Annotated in this window: 16 protein-coding genes and 1 riboswitch; of the genes, 12 read left to right on the forward strand and 4 right to left on the reverse strand. The window is 54.7% G+C overall.

Annotation, left to right across the window (positions count from 1 at the left end):
• Positions 1 to 77: 77 nt before the first annotated feature.
• Together argH and KI367_RS12025 are read left to right on the forward strand one after the other, a co-directional pair.
• On the forward strand, positions 78 to 1,481 hold the full coding sequence (argH, locus tag KI367_RS12020) for an argininosuccinate lyase (RefSeq protein WP_212949873.1): 1,404 nt from the start codon (positions 78 to 80) through the stop codon (positions 1,479 to 1,481).
• Positions 1,482 to 1,659: 178 nt separating this feature from the next.
• The gene (locus tag KI367_RS12025) at positions 1,660 to 2,781 is read left to right on the forward strand and encodes a hypothetical protein (protein WP_212949875.1); all 1,122 of its coding nucleotides are present in this window, start codon (positions 1,660 to 1,662) and stop codon (positions 2,779 to 2,781) included.
• Positions 2,782 to 3,099: 318 nt separating this feature from the next.
• Here KI367_RS12025 and KI367_RS12030 read toward each other — a convergent pair whose 3' ends face one another.
• The 3 genes from KI367_RS12030 to KI367_RS12040 form a co-directional block, all read right to left on the reverse strand.
• Positions 3,100 to 3,492, reverse strand: a complete 393-nt coding sequence (locus tag KI367_RS12030) for a DUF488 domain-containing protein (protein ID WP_212949877.1) — start codon at positions 3,490 to 3,492, stop codon at positions 3,100 to 3,102.
• Positions 3,493 to 3,693: 201 nt separating this feature from the next.
• A complete protein-coding gene (locus tag KI367_RS12035; protein WP_212949933.1) occupies positions 3,694 to 4,692 on the reverse strand; it encodes a ketoacyl-ACP synthase III in 999 nt (332 codons plus the stop codon).
• Positions 4,693 to 5,005: 313 nt separating this feature from the next.
• Positions 5,006 to 5,782 carry a helix-turn-helix domain-containing protein gene (locus tag KI367_RS12040; protein WP_212949878.1) on the reverse strand — a complete coding sequence of 259 codons (777 nt, stop codon included), beginning with the start codon at positions 5,780 to 5,782 and terminating at the stop codon, positions 5,006 to 5,008.
• A gap of 174 nt (positions 5,783 to 5,956) precedes the next feature.
• On the opposite strand from KI367_RS12040, the gene KI367_RS12045 reads away from it, so the two are divergent.
• Positions 5,957 to 6,766, forward strand: coding sequence for a phytanoyl-CoA dioxygenase family protein (locus KI367_RS12045; RefSeq protein WP_212949880.1), 810 nt, complete (start codon positions 5,957 to 5,959; stop codon positions 6,764 to 6,766).
• A gap of 106 nt (positions 6,767 to 6,872) precedes the next feature.
• Here KI367_RS12045 and KI367_RS12050 read toward each other — a convergent pair whose 3' ends face one another.
• Entirely contained in the window at positions 6,873 to 7,793 is a 921-nt protein-coding gene (locus tag KI367_RS12050; RefSeq protein ID WP_212949882.1) for an AraC family transcriptional regulator, read from the reverse strand.
• 256 nt (positions 7,794 to 8,049) lie between these two features.
• Between KI367_RS12050 and KI367_RS12055 the strand changes: the two genes are divergently transcribed.
• From KI367_RS12055 to KI367_RS12095, 9 genes are all read left to right on the forward strand, one after another.
• Entirely contained in the window at positions 8,050 to 9,849 is a 1,800-nt protein-coding gene (locus KI367_RS12055) for a class I mannose-6-phosphate isomerase (protein WP_212949884.1), read from the forward strand.
• Positions 9,842 to 10,762, forward strand: a complete 921-nt coding sequence (locus KI367_RS12060; RefSeq protein WP_212949885.1) for an ROK family protein — start codon at positions 9,842 to 9,844, stop codon at positions 10,760 to 10,762. The genes KI367_RS12055 and KI367_RS12060 overlap by 8 nt, the downstream gene beginning before the upstream one ends.
• Before the next feature lie 63 nt (positions 10,763 to 10,825).
• The gene (locus tag KI367_RS12065) at positions 10,826 to 13,279 is read left to right on the forward strand and encodes a glycoside hydrolase family 38 N-terminal domain-containing protein (protein WP_212949887.1); all 2,454 of its coding nucleotides are present in this window, start codon (positions 10,826 to 10,828) and stop codon (positions 13,277 to 13,279) included.
• Positions 13,280 to 13,493: 214 nt separating this feature from the next.
• Positions 13,494 to 14,132, forward strand: a complete 639-nt coding sequence (locus KI367_RS12070; protein ID WP_212949889.1) for a YhbD family protein — start codon at positions 13,494 to 13,496, stop codon at positions 14,130 to 14,132.
• 2 nt (positions 14,133 to 14,134) lie between these two features.
• Positions 14,135 to 14,851, forward strand: a complete 717-nt coding sequence (locus tag KI367_RS12075) for a hypothetical protein (protein ID WP_212949891.1) — start codon at positions 14,135 to 14,137, stop codon at positions 14,849 to 14,851.
• A 31-nt stretch (positions 14,852 to 14,882) separates the two neighbouring features.
• Entirely contained in the window at positions 14,883 to 15,626 is a 744-nt protein-coding gene (locus KI367_RS12080; protein ID WP_212949893.1) for a hypothetical protein, read from the forward strand.
• Between the two features lie 21 nt (positions 15,627 to 15,647).
• Positions 15,648 to 17,174 carry an MDR family MFS transporter gene (locus KI367_RS12085; protein ID WP_212949894.1) on the forward strand — a complete coding sequence of 509 codons (1,527 nt, stop codon included), beginning with the start codon at positions 15,648 to 15,650 and terminating at the stop codon, positions 17,172 to 17,174.
• Positions 17,175 to 17,287: 113 nt separating this feature from the next.
• Positions 17,288 to 17,443 carry a hypothetical protein gene (locus KI367_RS12090; protein WP_197069973.1) on the forward strand — a complete coding sequence of 52 codons (156 nt, stop codon included), beginning with the start codon at positions 17,288 to 17,290 and terminating at the stop codon, positions 17,441 to 17,443.
• 47 nt (positions 17,444 to 17,490) lie between these two features.
• On the forward strand, positions 17,491 to 18,219 hold the full coding sequence (locus KI367_RS12095; RefSeq protein ID WP_212949896.1) for a 4'-phosphopantetheinyl transferase family protein: 729 nt from the start codon (positions 17,491 to 17,493) through the stop codon (positions 18,217 to 18,219).
• 188 nt (positions 18,220 to 18,407) lie between these two features.
• Positions 18,408 to 18,508: riboswitch (cyclic di-GMP riboswitch) on the forward strand.
• Positions 18,509 to 18,549 lie beyond the last annotated feature (41 nt).

Below are 18,549 nucleotides of genomic sequence, written 5' to 3' on the forward strand. Positions count from 1 at the left end.
TAACGGCGATGACGGCCGCTGCTTTTCATTCATGAGAAGGAGCGGCCCTCTGCCGTATCAGAGAGGAGAGAACATTCGTGAGTAAATTGTGGGGAGGGCGCTTTACGAAGCAAACCAACCATTTGGTGGACGAGTATACCGCTTCGATCGGGTTTGACCAAAAGCTGGCCGAAGAAGACATTCAAGGGAGCCTGGCGCATGTGACGATGCTGGGCAAATGCGGGATTTTGCCGCAGGAGGACGTGGAAACGATCAAAGGCGGCCTGAACAAGGTGCTTGAAAAAATCCGCAAGGGCGAAATCGAGTTTTCGGTGTCGGACGAAGATATCCATATGAACGTGGAAAAAAACCTGATCGCCGAAATCGGCCCGGTTGGGGGCAAGCTGCATACGGGCCGCAGCCGCAACGACCAGGTGGCCACCGATATGCACCTGTACCTGCGCAAACGCGTGGTGGAGCTGTCCGGCATGCTCTATGAGCTGCAAAAATCGCTGATCGGGCAAGCCCGCGACAACCTGGATACGATCGTGCCGGGATATACGCATTTGCAGCGGGCGCAGCCGATCCTGTTCGCCCATCACTTGATGGCATACGTATCGATGTTCCAGCGCGACATTGAGCGCCTGATGGACAGCTACAAGCGCATCAACGTGCTGCCGCTCGGCGCCGGGGCGTTGGCCGGAACGACGTTCCCGATCGACCGCCATTTCGTGGCGGAGCAGCTGCAGTTCGACCGCGTCTACGAAAACAGCCTGGACGCTGTCAGCGACCGCGACTTTATTCTGGAGTTTCTGTCCCACGCTTCTATCATCATGATGCATCTGTCCCGCTTGTCGGAGGAGCTTGTGCTGTGGAGCAGCACCGAGTTTAACTTCATCGAGCTGGACGACGCGTTTTGTACCGGCAGCAGCATCATGCCGCAGAAGAAAAATCCCGACGTGCCGGAGCTCGTCCGCGGCAAAACCGGCCGCGTCTACGGCAACCTGATGGGGCTTCTGACGGTGCTGAAGTCGCTGCCGCTTGCCTACAACAAGGATATGCAGGAAGACAAGGAAGGCATGTTCGACACGGTGGCGACGCTCGAAGGCGCCCTGCAGCTGTTCGCGCCGATGATCGCCACGATGAAGGTCAACAAATCGCGGATGCGCGAAGCGGTCAACAAGGATTTCTCCAACGCGACGGACATCGCCGATTTCCTCGTAGGCAAAGGCCTCCCGTTCCGCCAGGCGCATGAAGTGATCGGGAAAACGGTGCTGTACTGCATCCAGAACGGCAAATATTTGCTCGACCTGACGCTGGAAGAATTCAAGCAGTTTTCTCCGCTTTTCGACGACGCGATTTACGAGGTGCTGCAGCCGGAGACGGTCGTGAACGCCCGCAACGTATACGGCGGCACGGCTACGGAGCAGGTGGCGGATGCCATCAAGCGCAGCGAGGTGCTGCTGCGGATGACGGAGCAGTGGCTGGAAGAACATCAATAAAAGGCATTGGGTAAGGGAAAGCCGTTCTCTCTAATCGTGAGAGCGGCTTTTTTGGCTGTTAAAAAAGGATAAGCTTCACGAAGCGATCCGCCTTGGATCCTAGGATAAATAACCGTTTACAAATGGATGCGAGTAAGTTATCATCATATCAAATTTAGGAAAAATTGGTGCATATGGTATGAGCGATCTGAATATCAGGCTAAACTATCATAGCTTCCTGGAAGAGATTAAAAACGACTTTGACCCCATTATCAAGAAAATGCGGGAGCAGGACTTCGATGGCTGGAGGGGACAAGCTTGGAAAGGGCCGCTAAAGAAGCTGAAAAACACGTTTAAATCAGCGGGTACCTTGGCCAAAATCAAATGGGCGGGTTTGCCGCTTATCGGGCCTGTTATAGCGGGCGTTGGCGGCTATTTAGCCCATATCCCTCTTTGGGGCATGATCAGTGCAGCGGCGTTCATCATCATGATCACTTACTGGATCCTCGTTTGCAGATTCACGAATGAAATGGCCTCGATTGCCAGCGAACATTTTCATGTGGGCGCCTTTAAAGCCAAAAAACCGAAAGAGTATGCGCTATGGGCCGCCTTTCGTCATAGCGGGGCCACATTTAATGGGCTATATGCCTTCATGACGCCGCTTCTTATCGATGCTTCCAAAACGGATGTAAGCATCGAGCAAATTTTGAACTATGCCAAGGGACAACAGGATTTTTTGCAGGCGAATATCGATACATACAAGGAAGAACGGGCATTTTTGCTGAGCGAAATTGAAAAAAACGAAAAATACGTGTTATATCTTATCGATTTATTGAAGTCGATCAATACGGCGATCTATCGAATCGCAAACGGGGTCATGAATTTTTCGGAGCTTGATTTTATTTCCGCGTATACGATCTACGAAGTAAGGGGAGACAAGCTTTATAAATTCGTCGATAAGGGCACGACCGGCAGCAGCCCTGAGCAATTTGAGATCAACAAGGAAAATGCGCTGCGGTATGCTGTCGTGGATGCGGCGATGTCTTCGGACGGCGACCCTAGATATAATTTGTCTTCTCCAGGCAGAAATGTCGTTTCATATCGGATGAAGATGTTTAATCAAGCCGTATGGATTTGGAATTTTCACTTTGATGACGGCAATGACAGAGCGTTGTCCCTCACACTTTCCCATGATATTATAGATATAAGGGAAGTGTATCGATTGGTTCATGCCTTTTGCTTGATTTTGCAGAAGGAAATGCTTCGGGAGAAGGAGATGACTCAAAGTGGCGACTCCTATGACAAAACCTATCAAAATTGAATTTACGTCCCAAAAGGAGATTACAAAGGCGAATCGCGAGCGTCGACAAGACGTGTTAAAGGCCCTTCAAATCATTCGCAAGGGTCAAAGCGAGGCGGCTGCATCCTTAGCGGCCGAGAAAAACGATAAATAAGATAAATAACTTGATAGAATAGTATAGATTTGATAGATCAAGACCATCCTGATGCTAAAAGAACAAGGATGGTCTTTTTATGATGAAAAACAAAAAGGTAATTCCTTTTCCGGTCAATAAGCCTAAGAAAGTTACTTTTAAAAGCCAAGAGCAGATTACGAACGAAAACAGGATGCGCAGAGAGGCTATATTGAAGGGGTTTTCGAAAAATAATCATCATCGCTAGATGGCATCTGCTCCAAATATTCCTTCAGCACCACGGCATGGTTAAACTGCCGGTCTTTTGCGGCATACAGCAGCGTGACCGTTCCCGATGCCGCCCAGCCGCGAATCTTTTCCAAAGAAGCTTGGGCCGTCTCATCGGATAATTCGGCTTCGTAACGCGCTTTGAATTCCGCGAATCTTTCCGGCCGATGCCCGAACCAGGTGCGCAGGCTTGGGCTTGGCGTAATTTCCTTCATCCAGGCCGCGATTTGCGCTTTTTCCTTCGTTACTCCCCTAGGCCAGATCCGGTCCACCAAAATCCGCTGTCCGTCCGTATCTTCGGCAGGGTCATAAATCCGTTTGATCTGTATCATGTTCACCATGCTCCCCTTATTGCTTTGCGTTAGCGCTTTAGCGCTGCCCGCGCCTCGGCCTCCGTCGTATGTGTTACTTCATATATATCCCGAAAGCGAAATTTAAGCAAACCCTGCAGGTTTCATTCCGGACGGAAAAAGGACGATGTCGCTACGATGAAGGGAGGACAGCGGCGAATAGCTTCACGGATCGGTGCAGGGTTATGCTCGGACATCCAGATCGGGAACGCCCCAGCGCACGACCAGTCCCGCGTGGGTCAACCCGCCGCCGAATCCGTATAGAAGGAGCGTGTCGCCGTATTTCAGCTTCTGCTCCCGCACGCCGAGGCCGAGCGACAGCGGGATGGATGCGGCGGATGTATTCCCCATATATTCCACGCTGTAGAGCGTTTTTTCGATGGGAATGCCGGTTTTCTCGCAAATGGACTCGATCATTCGAAGGTTGACGCTGTGAGGCACGAACCAGTCGATATCCGCGGTCGTCATGCCGGCATGCGGCAAAAGCTCCGCGATTCCCGAGGAGACCGTTCGCACGGCCCATTTATACACCTCTCGTCCGTTTTGCACGATGTTTCCTTGGCCCGCAAGCGGTTGGCCTTTTAATGTATTGGACATCCCGGCACGGTAGAGGTGGACCCCGCCGCTGCCGTCCGTGCCTTGAAGGGACGCGATGAAGCCGGGACGGGCTTCGTCCGCTTCGACCAGTACCGCGCCCGCGCCGTCCCCGAACAGAATGCATGTCGTCCGATCCGTATAATCCGTCACCTTGGACAGCGTTTCACCGCCGACGACCAGCACCTTGCGGTGCAGCCCGGCGCTAATAAGCCCGTTTGCCAGATGCAGGCCGTAAGCGAACCCTGCGCAAGTCGCGTTCAAGTCGAATGCCCCGGTGCTTCGGATGTTAAAATGCTCCTGAATCAAACACGCCACGCTGGGGAACGGGTAGTCCGGCGTCGTGGTGGCGACGATGATCAAATCGACATCCTCCACGGTTTTGCCGTAGGTCCGCATTAAGTCATCGACCGCCCGGATGCACAGGTCCGAAGTAAACTCTTGCTCGGCGCTGATCCGACGCTCCCTCATGCCGGTCCGCTGCACGATCCATTCGTCGTTCGTCTCCACGAGTTTTTCCAAATCCGCATTCGTTAATCTTTTGTCCGGCACATAGGTGCCGATGGCCGTAATAGCCGCTTTGGATATTGCGTTACTGATCATGGTTTTTCCTCCTTACGGATAATGGACAAGCCGATAAACCGGGAAAGCGGGTGAGATTAATATCAAGTATTAGGACTTGGTACTAATTATATGCAAAACGAGTTCGAATTCAACCTTTTTATTTCATGGCAAAACAAAAAGCCCTTTTTGAAGGGCCTCTTTTGACAAAGGCAGTCCGATTCGTGGCGAGAGCGGCTCGATCAAATGAACGGCGTGCAGAAACCGGTTGAGCATCGCTACGGCTTGAGCGCGGGCAGGATCAGCCCGGAAGGCGAATGTAAGCATGGGGATGTCGATTTCATGGACGGTAATCTTTCGGACACACGGAGAACTGCTTTTTAAATAGTCTGGAAAAGTGATTGTAGTTGGAAAATCCGACCTCGAGGGCCGCTTCGCCGGCCGTCTTTTTCATATGCCGGATCAGCAGGGCCGCCTGTTGGATTCGCATCCGGTTGCGGTATTCGAGGATGGATAGTCCGGTCTCCTGTTTGAACAGATGGGATAATCGCGAAGGGGATAGCGCAACCGACCGGGCGAGCTCCTCGACGGTGATGTCTTCGGCCATGTGGCGGGTAAGCCAATGCAGTGCTGTCTGCACGCGCGGATCGAGCGGGGAATGCAGGCTTTCGCAGGATAACAGCAGCACTTCCCGAATGGCGTTCTGGCATAAAAATTCCCACATGCCTGCCCGTTCCCTGGAATCATGAAGCAGGTTCCGAAATGCATGGCCGATCCGCACACGGTAATATTCGCTGGAGATGCTTTGATTCCACACCTCAACCTGGGGAAGATAACCGATCTCGGGCAATCCTTGAAAATGGGACCAGAAAAATCGCCACCGTTGTCCCGGCATCGTTCCGTATTGATGGGGGACGCCGCTCCGCAGAAGCGTCACATCTCCTTCCGTGCATTCTTTTCGGCCTTGGGGCGTCTGAAAATAACCGCCGCCGCTGACGGTATAGAGAAGCAGCCAGTCGGACATGCCGTCGGGGCGTCTCACCATATAAGCGTCGGATTCGTCGTAATATCCACCGAAAATATATCCGGAATCGGCGGTATGATGAGCGAATTTCATATTTTTCCCAACCCTCCTCCGTTGATCGCAAAACAGGACCGGACCGATTCCGGCGGCCATTTGCATGACAGCAGAATCGGATGAGATTTAAGCAGAAAGCTTACTGTTTTCGTTTGTCTTCGCAAGCTACAATGAACATAGTTCATTTCAATATCCTTGTAAAGGAGCGAACTTATGGGCCCAAGCGGAAAAGGATTGTCGCCGGACCAGATGGCGTTTTTTCAAGCGGAAGGGTATTTGATCGTCAAAGGGTTGTTCGAGCCCGGAGAGCTGGACGACATTCGCAGCACGTTCGAGAGAATCGGCGAAACGACGGTGCAGGGGCATTTTGAGCCCGTGTTCGACCCGGACAACCCGGATCCTCTCAAAAGGTATCCGCGCGTCATGCATCCGCATCGATTCAATCCAACGGCCATGAAATACATGCTGCACAAACCGGTGATGGATGTGCTGGAGAATCTGTATGGGGAACCCGCGCTGGCGGCGCAAAGCATGTATTATTACAAACCTCCAGGATCAAGGGGGCAGGCGCTTCACCAGGACAATTTCTATTTGAAGGTGGAACCTGGCAACTGCATTGCCGCATGGACGGCGATTGATGCCGCCGACGAGGAAAACGGCTGTTTGTTGGTCGTTCCGAAAACCAGCGGTTATGAAGTGGTATGCCCCGAACTGGCTGACGAGAAGGAATCGTTTACCACCCATTACGTCAAACCGCCCAAAGACAAAAAAGCCGTTCCGGCCGTCATGGACGAAGGCGACGTGCTGTTTTTCAACGGGAATCTGATCCACGGGTCGTACCGCAACAAATCCAAGGACCGTTTCCGGCACGCGTTCATATGCCATTATGCCAATGCATCCGCGGTTCGAATCGGAGCCTTCTACCGCCCGCTGTACGCGGCGGACGGTTCCGAAGTGATGCTGGAGGCGAATCCGGACGGCGGGCCGTGCGGGAACGAGTTCGACGTTTTATACCCGCATTGACGAAGACATTTTGCATACGCAGATAAAGCTGAAGGCTGGCACCGGGTATCCCCCGGCGTCAGCCTTAATTTGGTTTAGCCCCGTTTCGTCCGGGGTCATTTTGCGTCTATTCCGTAAAACGATGTTTGCCGGAACGCCCTTCCGTGAACTGCGCGCGCCTGAATTTGGCGGGGGATACGCCGAGCTTCTGGGTGAAAATCCGGGTGAAATAGTGGACCGATTGGAAGCCGCACTGGGAGGCGATGTCCTTGATGGACAAATCCCCGTTCAAGAGCATTTGCGCGGCCAACTGAACCCTGCGTTCCTGAATGTAATGGACGAAGGTTTGATTCGTATGCTGCTGAAACAATCTCGTCAGATGCCGGGGCGAAATATGGAGATGGCCCGCTACCCTGGGCAATGTCAGTTCCTCGCTCAGGTTGTCGGCAATGAACAGCTTCGCCTGTCGAAAAAGGCTGTTTTCGTCCCAAGCGGCGTCCGCCTGATGATGCCAAGCTTCTTCCCGGTAGGATCCATGAAGGGCCGGGACCGACAGGAGCAGGGATGTGGAGGCGTGCTGCAGCAAGGCCGGAAAAACAGGTTTTTGATCGTCGAAGATCGATATGAGCGTCTCCCATAAATGGCCCAAAGGTTCGGCATCCGCGCCGTAAATCACGGGCCGGGCCTGTTCCGCAAGGCGATGGTAGTCTTCGGCGCAACTTGGCCCGGTTCGCTCCTCATCCACTTCAAAAGCGACGTAAACCAAGGTTAACCCCGTAAGGCTCCGGATTTGATGCCAGGTCCCCGGCACGGACAAAAAGGAGGTGCCTTTGCCGAGCGGGTATTCCGTGTCGTGTTCGATATAGGAGCCGCTGCCTTCGATGACGTAACAAGCTTCGAAAAACGAATGGCGATGCAGGGCATTGTCGAAATGCGCAGGCATAAACCCCCAATAAAGAATCGAAAGGCTTAAACGATCGGCTTCGATGCGGGTCAGCTGGCGGTTGCATATTTGGTTGGCTTTGCGAAAGCTGGATTCGATGGACATGAGGAAACTCCCCTAAACGGTGTAGTCGGGAAAGGATGCGCATGCGCGTGTCCGTTTTTTGCAAAAGGATGGCCCGTTCATGCAAAGACGCCCGCAAGGTCCTTTTGTACAATGGTACACGAGTTCGTTTTCGTTTGAAATACGGTTATTCCAGCGATCATCCGGGCTCAAAAACAAGCGGCTCGGGATTACGGTGGTTTCCCGTGGGATGCGGGCTGAATTTCGTTTATAGGCCCGGTTGGAAAGGATGGAGCTTATGTTTGAAAAAAGACCGTTGAATAGGGTCCGGCAAGCCGTGCTTGAACATGGCATTCTGCAAGGATACGAAGCCGTGCTGGAGCGGGCTTTTTCCCTGGCTCAAGGCCAAAACGGCAACGTCACAACGATCGTGATTGACGGGACGCACGGCGCAGACTTCCAGTCTCTGCTGAAACGTTTGATCCCTTATGCCGAAAAGCAAGGGTTTCGATTCGCCGCCGCGGATACGTACGGTTATTTGAAATCGGGCGCGGAGCTTCGGGAACATTTTCGGCGGAACATAACCGATAACCGCGCTTTCGGATACGTCGCCGAAGGGAATATCGACGAATATTTCCGTGACGGTTCGCAGCGTCGTTTTGAAGAGCATGCAGCGCGACTCGCGGAAACGGCAGCCGAACGGACGGTATTCGTCGTTTTTGGCCCGGGCGCCTTGTGGCTGTGCGGCGGACGCTGCGACACATCGATGTTTCTCGACGTTTCCCGGGAATACCAGGAGCTTGCCCACAAGCAGGGGTTGTTAAACTTCGGGTTCACGTGGAACGTGGATGCCGTGGAAGCCTATAAAATCGCTTATTTCGTGGAATGGCCGCTGCTGGAGGCTTACCGCAAGGAGCGGCTCGAAGCCTTCGACCTGTATGTCGACATGAACGACCCAAGCCGGCCCGCCCTGCTCGCCACTGGCGATCTGATCGCCGCCATCCGCGATGTCGCGCGTTATCCGCTGCGGGTCAAACCGTTTATGATGCCGGGCGTATGGGGCGGACAATACATGAAACGGATCGCGGATTTGCCGGAGGATATGGTGAACTGCGCCTGGAACTTCGAGCCGATTGCGCCGGAAAACTCGCTGCTTGTCACGCACGGAGGGCGGGTTGCGGAAATTCCGTTCCTGCTGGTCATGGCGCATGCCCCGATGGAGATCATGGGGGAACGCAACGTGCGGTTGTTCGGCGATTATTTTCCGGTGCGATTCGACTACTTGGACACGATGGACGGCGACAACCTCTCCTGCCAGGTTCACCCGAAGCAGCGCTTTATCCGGGAGAGGTTCAACGAGTTCATGGAGCAGCAGGAATCGTATTACGTCATGGAAAAACAGGGCGATGCGAAAGTTTATCTCGGTTTGACGGAGGGGTGCACGCCCGAGGCTTTCCGCGAAGCGGCGGAACGGTCCCAGGTTACCGGCGAGCCGATCGCCTTCACGGATTACGTGCAGGAATGGGAGAGCGAAAAAGGCGGCCTGTACCTCATTCCGACCGGCACGGTCCACTGCTCCGGAAAAGATAACTTCGTCCTGGAAATTTCCGCGACGACCTGGTGGTTTACGTTCAAGATTTACGATTACGTGCGCAAGGATCTGGACGGCAAGCCGCGGCCGGTGAACATCGATTACGCTTTCGAGAACATCGATTTCTCCCGCAAAGGAAAATGGGTTCAGGAGAACCTGATCCCGAGCCCAAGGCTGCTGAGGACCCAGGGAAGCAACGAGGAATACGTGCTGGGCGAAAGGGAGGATCTGCTGTTTTACGTCCATCGCATCCATTTGGATGACCGTTGGGAGGAAGCGGCCGAAGGCGAGTTCGTCATGCTGAATTTGGTCGAAGGGGAACGCGTAGCCGTCGTTTCGCTTGAAGACGGGGCGGTGTACGCCGAGCTCCGTTATGCGGAGTCTTACATCATTCCGGCCGCCTTTGGCGCGTACGCGATCGTCAATCGGGGCGGCAGTCCGTGCAGGCTGATCAAAGCAGGCGTTTCGAAAAAGTGGAACGTCAGCCTGGTTGATCCGCATGCGTGACGTCGTGTTGGCTTTTGACGTGGGAGGCACGTATATCAAGGCGGGCCTGGTCGGCGCCGATGGAAGCCTGCTAGGGTCTCCGCAGGTTTATCCCGCAAGATCGGGAGAGAAGAAGGAGGCGCTGCTGCGGCATCTTGCGAATCTCGTCGACATTCAAGGGAAGCTGGTTCCGCCCGAGCGCGGTATCCGCGGCGTCGGGCTGGCCTTCCCGGGTCCTTTCGATTATGAACGGGGGATTTGCCTTACCCGCGGTTTGAACAAGTTTGAGGCTTTGTACGGCGTGAATCTCCGGGAGGAATTAACGGCAAGAGTCGCCGCAATTCCAGGGCTTGCAAGCAGGTGGAGCGGCACCCCGGCGGTTGCCATCGAAAACGACGCGGCCTTGTTCGCGCTGGGGGAATACGCCTTTGGCGCGGGGCGGTCCCGGGAAAAAACGATGTATTTGACGCTTGGTACCGGACTTGGCTCCGCTTTCGTTAACCGCGGACGGCTGGTCAAACAAGGCGAAGGGGTCCCGGAGGAAGGCTGGCTGTACCGGCTGCCTTATCGGGACGGGGTGCTGGACGATTACTTCTCGCGCAGAGGGATCGTTCGGCTCGCCGAAGAAATGGGAGTGCCGCAAGTGGCGCACGGGGACGAAGACGTGAAATTGTTGGCCGCCCGGGCGCGTGACGGCGAAATGCAGGTTGTGCAATTGTTCCGCCAATTCGGCGAAAAACTGTCGGAGGCGCTGCTTCCCTGGATCGGCTCTTTTCAGCCGGATGAGATCGTGATCGGCGGGCAAATCGCCAAATCCGCGGACCTGTTCGTCTCCGGCCGGCTGGGAGGCGTTCCGGTTCGAATAGCGGCGGACACGTCGATAAGCGCGCTCAGAGGGGCAAGCCGGCTTTTTACGGACGTGCAGCGCGAGTGATTTTTCCATGGAACATTGGGTCAATACCGTTTTTATGAAATCTTCATGATGGGAGAGGTACTCATGAATAAACCAAGCCGGAAGTGGCGCATGTTTGTGATCCACCATTCGCATACGGACATCGGTTATACGGAAAGGCAGGAACGGATCGAGCAGTATCATGTGGATTTTATCCGACAGGCCATCCGGATATGCAAAGACATGCGATCCGGAAAACGCGACGAATGGTCAGGTTTCAAATGGACCTGCGAGACGTTTTGGGCGGTGGAGCAGTTTCTGAAGGAGGCGGATAGCGAAGAACGGCGCGATTTTGCGGAGGCGGTACGGCAGGGCGATATTGAGCTTTCCGGTACCTACCTGAACATGACGGAGCTTGCCGATGAGGATCTGCTGCGGGCCATCCACGCCAAGGCGGCGGAATACGGGCGCACCATCGGATGTCCCGTGGACTCGGCGATGACCGCCGACATTAACGGCTACAGCTGGGGGTATGCGCAAAGCCTGCTGGATGCGGGCATTTCGCATCTGTTTTCCTGCATCCACACGCATCACGGCATGTTTGCGCTGGGCCGCAAACAGACCCCGTTCTGGTGGGAAGCGCCGGACGGAAGAAAGCTGCTCGTCTGGAACGGGGAGCATTACATGTTCGGGAACGAGCTGGGCCTTTGTCCGGACGGCGTCGGCAGCTACATGATCCGCGACGAATTCCGGACGCCGGCCATCGTGGACAACCGGGAAGAGATCATGAAAACGCGCATCGAACGGTATTTAAGCAAGCTGGAGGACGAAGGATACCCGTATGATTTTGTGCCGGTCATGGTGTCGGGACTGGCTACCGACAACGGCTCGCCGAACGGGGACATCGCGCGGGCCATTCGCTCCTGGAATGAGCTGCACGGAGACAGGATTACGGTTGAAATGTCCACGTTAAGCCGATTTTTCAGCCATCTGAAGCAGCAGGATGCGGAAATTCCGGTCTATCGCGGCGATTGGCCGGACTGGTGGTCGGACGGCGTAAGCTCCACGCCGATGCACACGCAAATGTTCAGGGATGCCCAGCGAACGCTGCGCAAAGTGAAAAGCTTGGACCCCCGGCAGCAGACTGTAAGCCGCGAGGAGCTATCCGGCATCGAGCAGCAGCTTGTCATGTATGCCGAGCATACGTGGGGATTCCATGCTTCGGTGCATGCGCCGTGGCACTGGAACGTGCAGATGCTTGAGGCGCGCAAGCTGGCTTATGCCGCCAACGCCAGCCGGTTGGCCCATCTGGCCTTGGATAAAGTCCGGCATGCTCTGGGCGGAGCCCTGCTGTATCCCGGACGCCCTTTCCGTTACCGGGTGGCCAATACCGAGCGGCATGCATTAAGGCAGCTGGCGGATTTGGAATGGGACGGCTTCGAAAACGAACGTTTTAAGGACGGGCTGGAAGTGGTCGACGAAAGCACGGGGCAGGCGGTATTGCACCAAATCGGCGTTCAGTGCGCCTCGGTCGAGGTAGACCTGGGGCCGGGGGAACAGAAACAATTCACGGTTCGTCCCGCCAAAACATCGAAGGCGGTCACGACGAGCAACGTGAAGCTGGTCGGCGCCGACACGGTATACGACATCGAGGATATGTACCCGTCAGGCAAAGCGAAGGATGCATGCGTATTTTCGCAGCATGGGGCCGAATCCCCTTACGTAAACATCCGCTGGAACGAAGAAGGGATCGTGTCCTGGGTCATCAAGGAAACCGGAGAGGATTTGATCCGCGCGGACCGGAAACATGGGGCGTTTACGCCTGTTTACGAAGTGACCCTTGCGGAAGGGCCTGCGAATTCGGGAAGCATGTATGCCGTGCGCAGCGCGATGGGCCGTAACCGCAAGGGGCTGAACGTGCAGCGCTTTGTCGGGCGGCTTGCGAAGGCCAAAGCCGTCTCGAACGGCCCGTTGTACGGAGTCGTGGAGCTGCAGTTCGAAACGCGCGGCATGAGCTGTTATTCCGTATTTCTGAAGCTTTATGCTGGATCAAGCCGGGTCGACGTCTCCGTCCGTTTTCATAAAGAAAGCGTATGGGAACCGGAAAACGTATATATTTCGCTGCCGTTCACTTCCGGAATGCCGGATGCCGAGACGCTATGGCTGGATAAAGCGGGCGCGCCCGTCCGTCCCGGGATCGACCAGCTGCCGGGAACGCTGTTGGACTACTACTGCATTCAGGAGGGGCTGGCTTTTGCGGGAGAAAACCGAGCTCTCATGATCGCCACGCCGGATACGCCGCTTGTGCAGCTAGGTTCGCTGGACCACGGAAAACGGCTGCTCCACACCCAGCAAACCGAAGGGACGGAACGGCACCTCTACGTATGGGCCATGAGCAACTATTGGGAAACCAACTTCAAAGCAACCCTGGGCGGATTTTACGAATTCCGCTATTTCATCGATTGGAGCAAGGACGTCGGTACAGCGGAAGAGGCGATCGGCCGTTGCCGGGCGATGAGCTCCGGCGCTGCCGTGTGGCGCGTGCGGGCGGACTCATAAAATCGTTGCAACAAAGTATATTGTAAGAGCAGAATCCGGCATTCTGCTCTTTTTTATTTCCGGGGATTCCGTTCGTATCAGAAATCGTCTGTTCGTAACCGTCTCTGCTGTCTTCAAGTGTATATTGCCGCAATCCCGCAAATCATAAAAATGTTTTAAACCCATTTACAGCGTAACAATGTTATGTTACATTATGATGCAAGGAGGCGGTGTCATGAACGAAGAGGATCTGATTTCGAAAAAGGAACTGCTGGAGCTGACGGGGATCTCCTACGGGCAACTGTACCGCTGGAAGCGCAAAAACCTGATTCCCGAGGAGTGGTTTGTCCGCAAGTCGGCCTTTACGGGGCAGGAAACCTTCTTTCCCAAGGATAAAATACTGCAGCGGATCGAACGCATAAAAAATATGAAAGACGGATTGTCGCTGGATGAGCTGGCGGATGTGTTTTCCCCGAGCTCGAACATCCAGTCGATGTCCTCAGCCCAACTTATAGAACGTAACATTGTTACAAGTATTTCGCTGGCATTATTTGAAGAAGTGGCCGGAAGGCAGGAAACGTTATCTTTTGACGATATCCTGACGGTATATGTGCTGCAGAAGCTGCTGCAAGGCGGAGACATGACGCGGGATGAAGGGAAAATGCTGATTGCGGTCATGCGCGAGCACTACGGGGCGTTTGCGTCCAAACCGTGCGAACTGGCCTTGGTCCGGAAAATGGGAGTTCCGCTGCTGTTTTTGGCGGAGTCGGCGGAGCAAATTTATTTTGACAAGGATGCGAAATGGATTTTCCGGCTGCCTTTGGCGGCATCCATCGAGGAATTGAAGCTGAAGCTAAATGAAACGGAGGCGTAAGAATGGAAAGAACAGAAATGAGCATTTCCGGCATCGGCAGGTCTCAAGGCGGCTTGTATTCTCATGTCAGGCTGGACGGCATGGTGAAAATCAACGGGGACACCGACTGCCTTTCCTTCGACAGCAACGGCACGTTGACGTTGGAGGGGGCGCTGCAAAGCGAGGCCGTCACGGTGAACGGCACGGCGACGGTCGAAGGCCGGGTAAACGCAAACCGCATGATGTTGGATGGGCTCGTCACTTTTAAGGATCAGGCGGTCTGCCATGAATCGCTTACGGCCAATGGACGCTTGTCCATCGCCGGCGGGCTGATCGGCGAGAAGGTTGAAATTTTCGGCAGCTTGAAAACAAGGGGCGGCGTGCAGTGCGAATGGTTTCACGTTCACGGCGGATTCAACATCGGAGGTTTGCTGAATGCCGGAATGATCGACGTCAAACTGAGCATGCCCAGCAAGGTCAATGAGATCGGCGGGGATGCGATATCGGTCAAACGGTTCAAAAAGGTCAGCGTCCTCGAGCAGGTCGTTCCGGCATTTTCCGCCCGGCTTCAGGCAGAAGTCATCGAAGGCGACGAGATCGACCTGGAATATACGGAGGCGAATATCGTGCGGGGGAATGTCGTGCGCATCGGCAAAGGCTGCAAAATCGGCCGCGTGGAGTATAAGGACCGGCTGATTCGGGAAGACGATGCCACGATTGAAAAGGCGCAGCAGATTTAATGCAAGGACATTTAAAAGGAGGAACGGAGACATGAATATAAACGGAAATCCGAACGGCACCAGCGGCGATTTGAAAATGACGGGCAACGGCCAATCCGGCGGAGGGGCTTTCCGCAACGTTAAAATCATGGGCGACGCGATCATCCATGCCGACACGGAATGCGAAATGTTCAAATGCCTGGGCAATTCCGAGGTGAAAGGGGTGCTTCAGGCGGGGAGCGTATCCTGCACCGGCACGCTGAAAGTAGCCGGCAGCGCAAGCGGCGGGAGCTTCCGGACGCAAGGGGAGCTGCGGATCGGCGGGGACCTGTCGGCTCAAAGCGTCTCCATTTCCGGCGTCATGTCGGTCGACGGACGGGTGTCGGCGGAAAAAGCGAAAATCACGGGAGAGCTCCGGGCGAACGCGGATTGCCAGATGGAAGAACTGGTTGTCCGGGGAATGGTCGACGTGAACGGCATGCTGAATGCCGAGCAGGCGGATTTCAAGCTGCACGGGCACAGCCGGCTGCGGGAGCTGGTCGGAAGCCGAATTACCGTCAAAAAAGGAAGCGGCATGTCCCTTTTCGGGAAATTGTTCATGGGGCCGGACGGCATGCTTACGGCGGAAACGATCGAAGGAGATACGGTCGAGCTGGAAAATACCAAAGCTGCCGTGGTCCGGGGACGCAGCGTCACCATCGGCGCCGGATGCAGCATCGGCCTTGTGGAATACAAGGATGAATTGAAGCAGGATCCCGAAGCCGTCGTTTCGCAGTCGGCCAAAACCGAATGGTGAGGAAAGGGGCAATAGGCTTTTATGGCGGTTAAAAAGAACAGGCTGGGATGGATCGTTGCGGGGCTGTTGCTCGGCATCCTGATCGCGGCCATCGATAATACGATCGTGGCGACTGCCATGGGAACGATGATCGGGGAGCTGGGCGGGCTCGACCAATTCGTTTGGGTGACATCGGCGTACATGGTGGCCGAAATGGCGGGCATGCCGATTTTCGGGAAGCTGTCGGATATGTACGGCAGGAAGAAATTTTTTGTCTTCGGCATCGTCGTTTTCCTGATCGGCTCCATGCTGTGCGGCACGGCGCATACGATTACGGAGCTCAGCATCTATCGGGCCATTCAGGGGATTGGCGGCGGCGCGCTCATCCCGATTACGTTTACGATCATTTTTGACATTTTTCCGCCGGAGAAGCGGGGCAAAATGTCAGGGATGTTCGGCGCGGTCTTCGGCATCGCGAATTTGTTCGGTCCTTTGATGGGAGCGTATATTACGGATTATTGGCATTGGCGTTGGATTTTCTATATCAATATCCCGCTGGGGCTGCTCGCGTTTCTGCTCGTCGTGTTCTTTTACAAGGAATCGCATGAGCATTCGCGGCAAAAAATCGACGTCTGGGGAGCGGCAACGCTTGTGGGCGCTGTCGTCAGCCTCATGTTCGCGCTCGAGCTCGGCGGCAACACATATGCATGGGATTCCTTCGTCATTTTAGGTTTGTTTGCGGCGTTTGCCGTGCTGTTCATCGCGTTCCTGCTGATTGAGCGCAAGGCGGCGGAACCGATCATCTCGTACGGCATGTTCCGGAAAAGGCTGTTTGCGGCAAGCAGCGCGGCCGCATTGTTTTACGGGGCGGCTTTTATTACGGCGGCGGTGTACATTCCTATTTTCGTCCAAGGCGTCATGGGTGGAAGTGCGACTAACTCCGGATTGATACTGCTTCCGCTCACACTGAGCTCGGTTGTCGCTTCGCAAGTCGGCGGCATGCTTTCCGCCAAAATGACGTTCCGCAGAATCATGGTTTTTTCGGCCGTCGTGTTTTTGCTCGGCATGTATTTGCTTGCCACGATTACGCCGGAAACGTCCCGGACGGTGCTTTCGCTTTATATGATGATTACCGGCTTTGGCATCGGGTTTTCGTTTTCCGTGCTCAGCATGTCGGCCATCCAAGGGATGGATGTGCGGCAGCGGGGGTCGGCCAACTCGACGATTTCGTTTCTGCGTTCGCTCGGGATGACGATCGGAATTACCGTGTTCGGCATCATTCAGCGCAACGATTTCAATAATCAACTGGCGGAAAGGCTTGGGGGTTCGGGGGAAAACATGCCGGCAAACGCCGACCCGCAGCAGCTCTTATCGCCTGAGATGAGAGCGCTGATTCCGAAGCCCGTCATGGAAAAAATCAGCGCGGCGCTTTCGCTTTCCGTCGAACATGCGTTTCTGTGGGCTCTCCTTCCGGTGTTTTTCGCCTTGCTTTCGGTGTCGATGATGGGCGCGGGGCGGATGCAGTTCGCCCAAGAGCCTTCCCCCGCGCAATCCCGAACGAAGGCTTAATGGGATGATCGAACAGAGCCGTTGCACTCCGGATGCCATTTTGCTGTCGACAAGGGTCCATGATTGGGTAATACTTGAATTAAATACGGTCAACATGAGGAGGCTGGTCGCTCATGAAAGTGATTATTACCCAGGAAGAAGCGGTGGAAAAAGGAATTTGGCCCGAGGTCATGAACATGTTCGGCGTGGACGACGAAGACGAGGTATGGCCGGCCGAGGAATTTATTTTGACCGAAGAGCAGGCGCGCAAGCTCAAACTGATTCCTTGACTTGTGCCATAAACGGCCTTCGATGCAAGGAGCGAGGAAGGGAGAAGGTGAAACGCATCGCTACGATATATGCCGTAAATCTTAACGATTGGCGGGAAGGCGCCGGCGCGGATATGCAGCGGCTGCTCGCTTTTTTGCCTGATGAAGCAAGGTCCCGGGCCGCGAGGCACAGATCGGAGCGGGACGCGGAGCGCGTGATCGTTTCCGATGCCTTGAAGCGGGTGACGGCTTGTCTCGAAAAGGGGCTCCGGCTCCGGAACGTGGAGTTTGCCCGGGATGGTTACGGCAAACCGTTCCTGGCAGGCGTTCCCGACTGTTATTTTAACGTGTCCCATGCCAAGGATTGGGTCGTATGCGCCGTGGGCGCCGGGGGGCCGATCGGCATCGATGTCGAGCATATCGGCCGGGCGGAAGCGGAAGCGGCCGAGTTGTGTTTTACGCCACGGGAACTGACTGAATGGAGAAGGCAGCCCGCCGAACGTCGGGATGCCTTCTTTTTCGAGTTGTGGACGCTTAAAGAAAGTTATTCCAAAGCCGTCGGTAAAGGCCTTTCGATCGGCTTGTCCAAGCTGGAGACGATCAGGCATTCTTCCGGGATTCGCATCGTGCATCAAGGCAGGATCGATCCGGAGCTGCATCTTCAAGTCGTCCCGTTTGACCCCGCCTACAAGTTATCCGTTTGCATGCCGCTGGAGGAGAAAGCGGCCGTTGTCCGGCGCTTTTCTCCGGGTGGGCTGCTGGACGCGTTACAGTCATGTTCTGAAGCCGGGGATTAAGGGGGCGGGGGGGCTTTTCCAATGATAACCTATGGCATTTCCCATAATTTCGGGATATAGACACTTTTATTACCTCTTATTGGAAGGATCTAACCTGTACTTTGACTATAAACATGATATATTAAAAGTGTATTTTTCAGATATTTCATTTATTTTCTGCAATATCTGAAATATCGCACTTTGAAAACTCAAGCCAAAGGTAAACCTGCCGAAAGGCAGGGGCACAAAGCTAAAGGGGCTTCAGGCGGCAAGATCCTTGATCTTTTCGCTATGCCAGCCAGCTGCCGAAAGACGTTTTCGCGATCAAAGGAACTCTACTCTCGGCAAGTA

Source organism: Paenibacillus cookii (genome assembly GCF_018333375.1).
Classification (GTDB): Bacteria; Bacillota; Bacilli; order Paenibacillales; family Paenibacillaceae; genus Paenibacillus_AQ; species Paenibacillus_AQ cookii.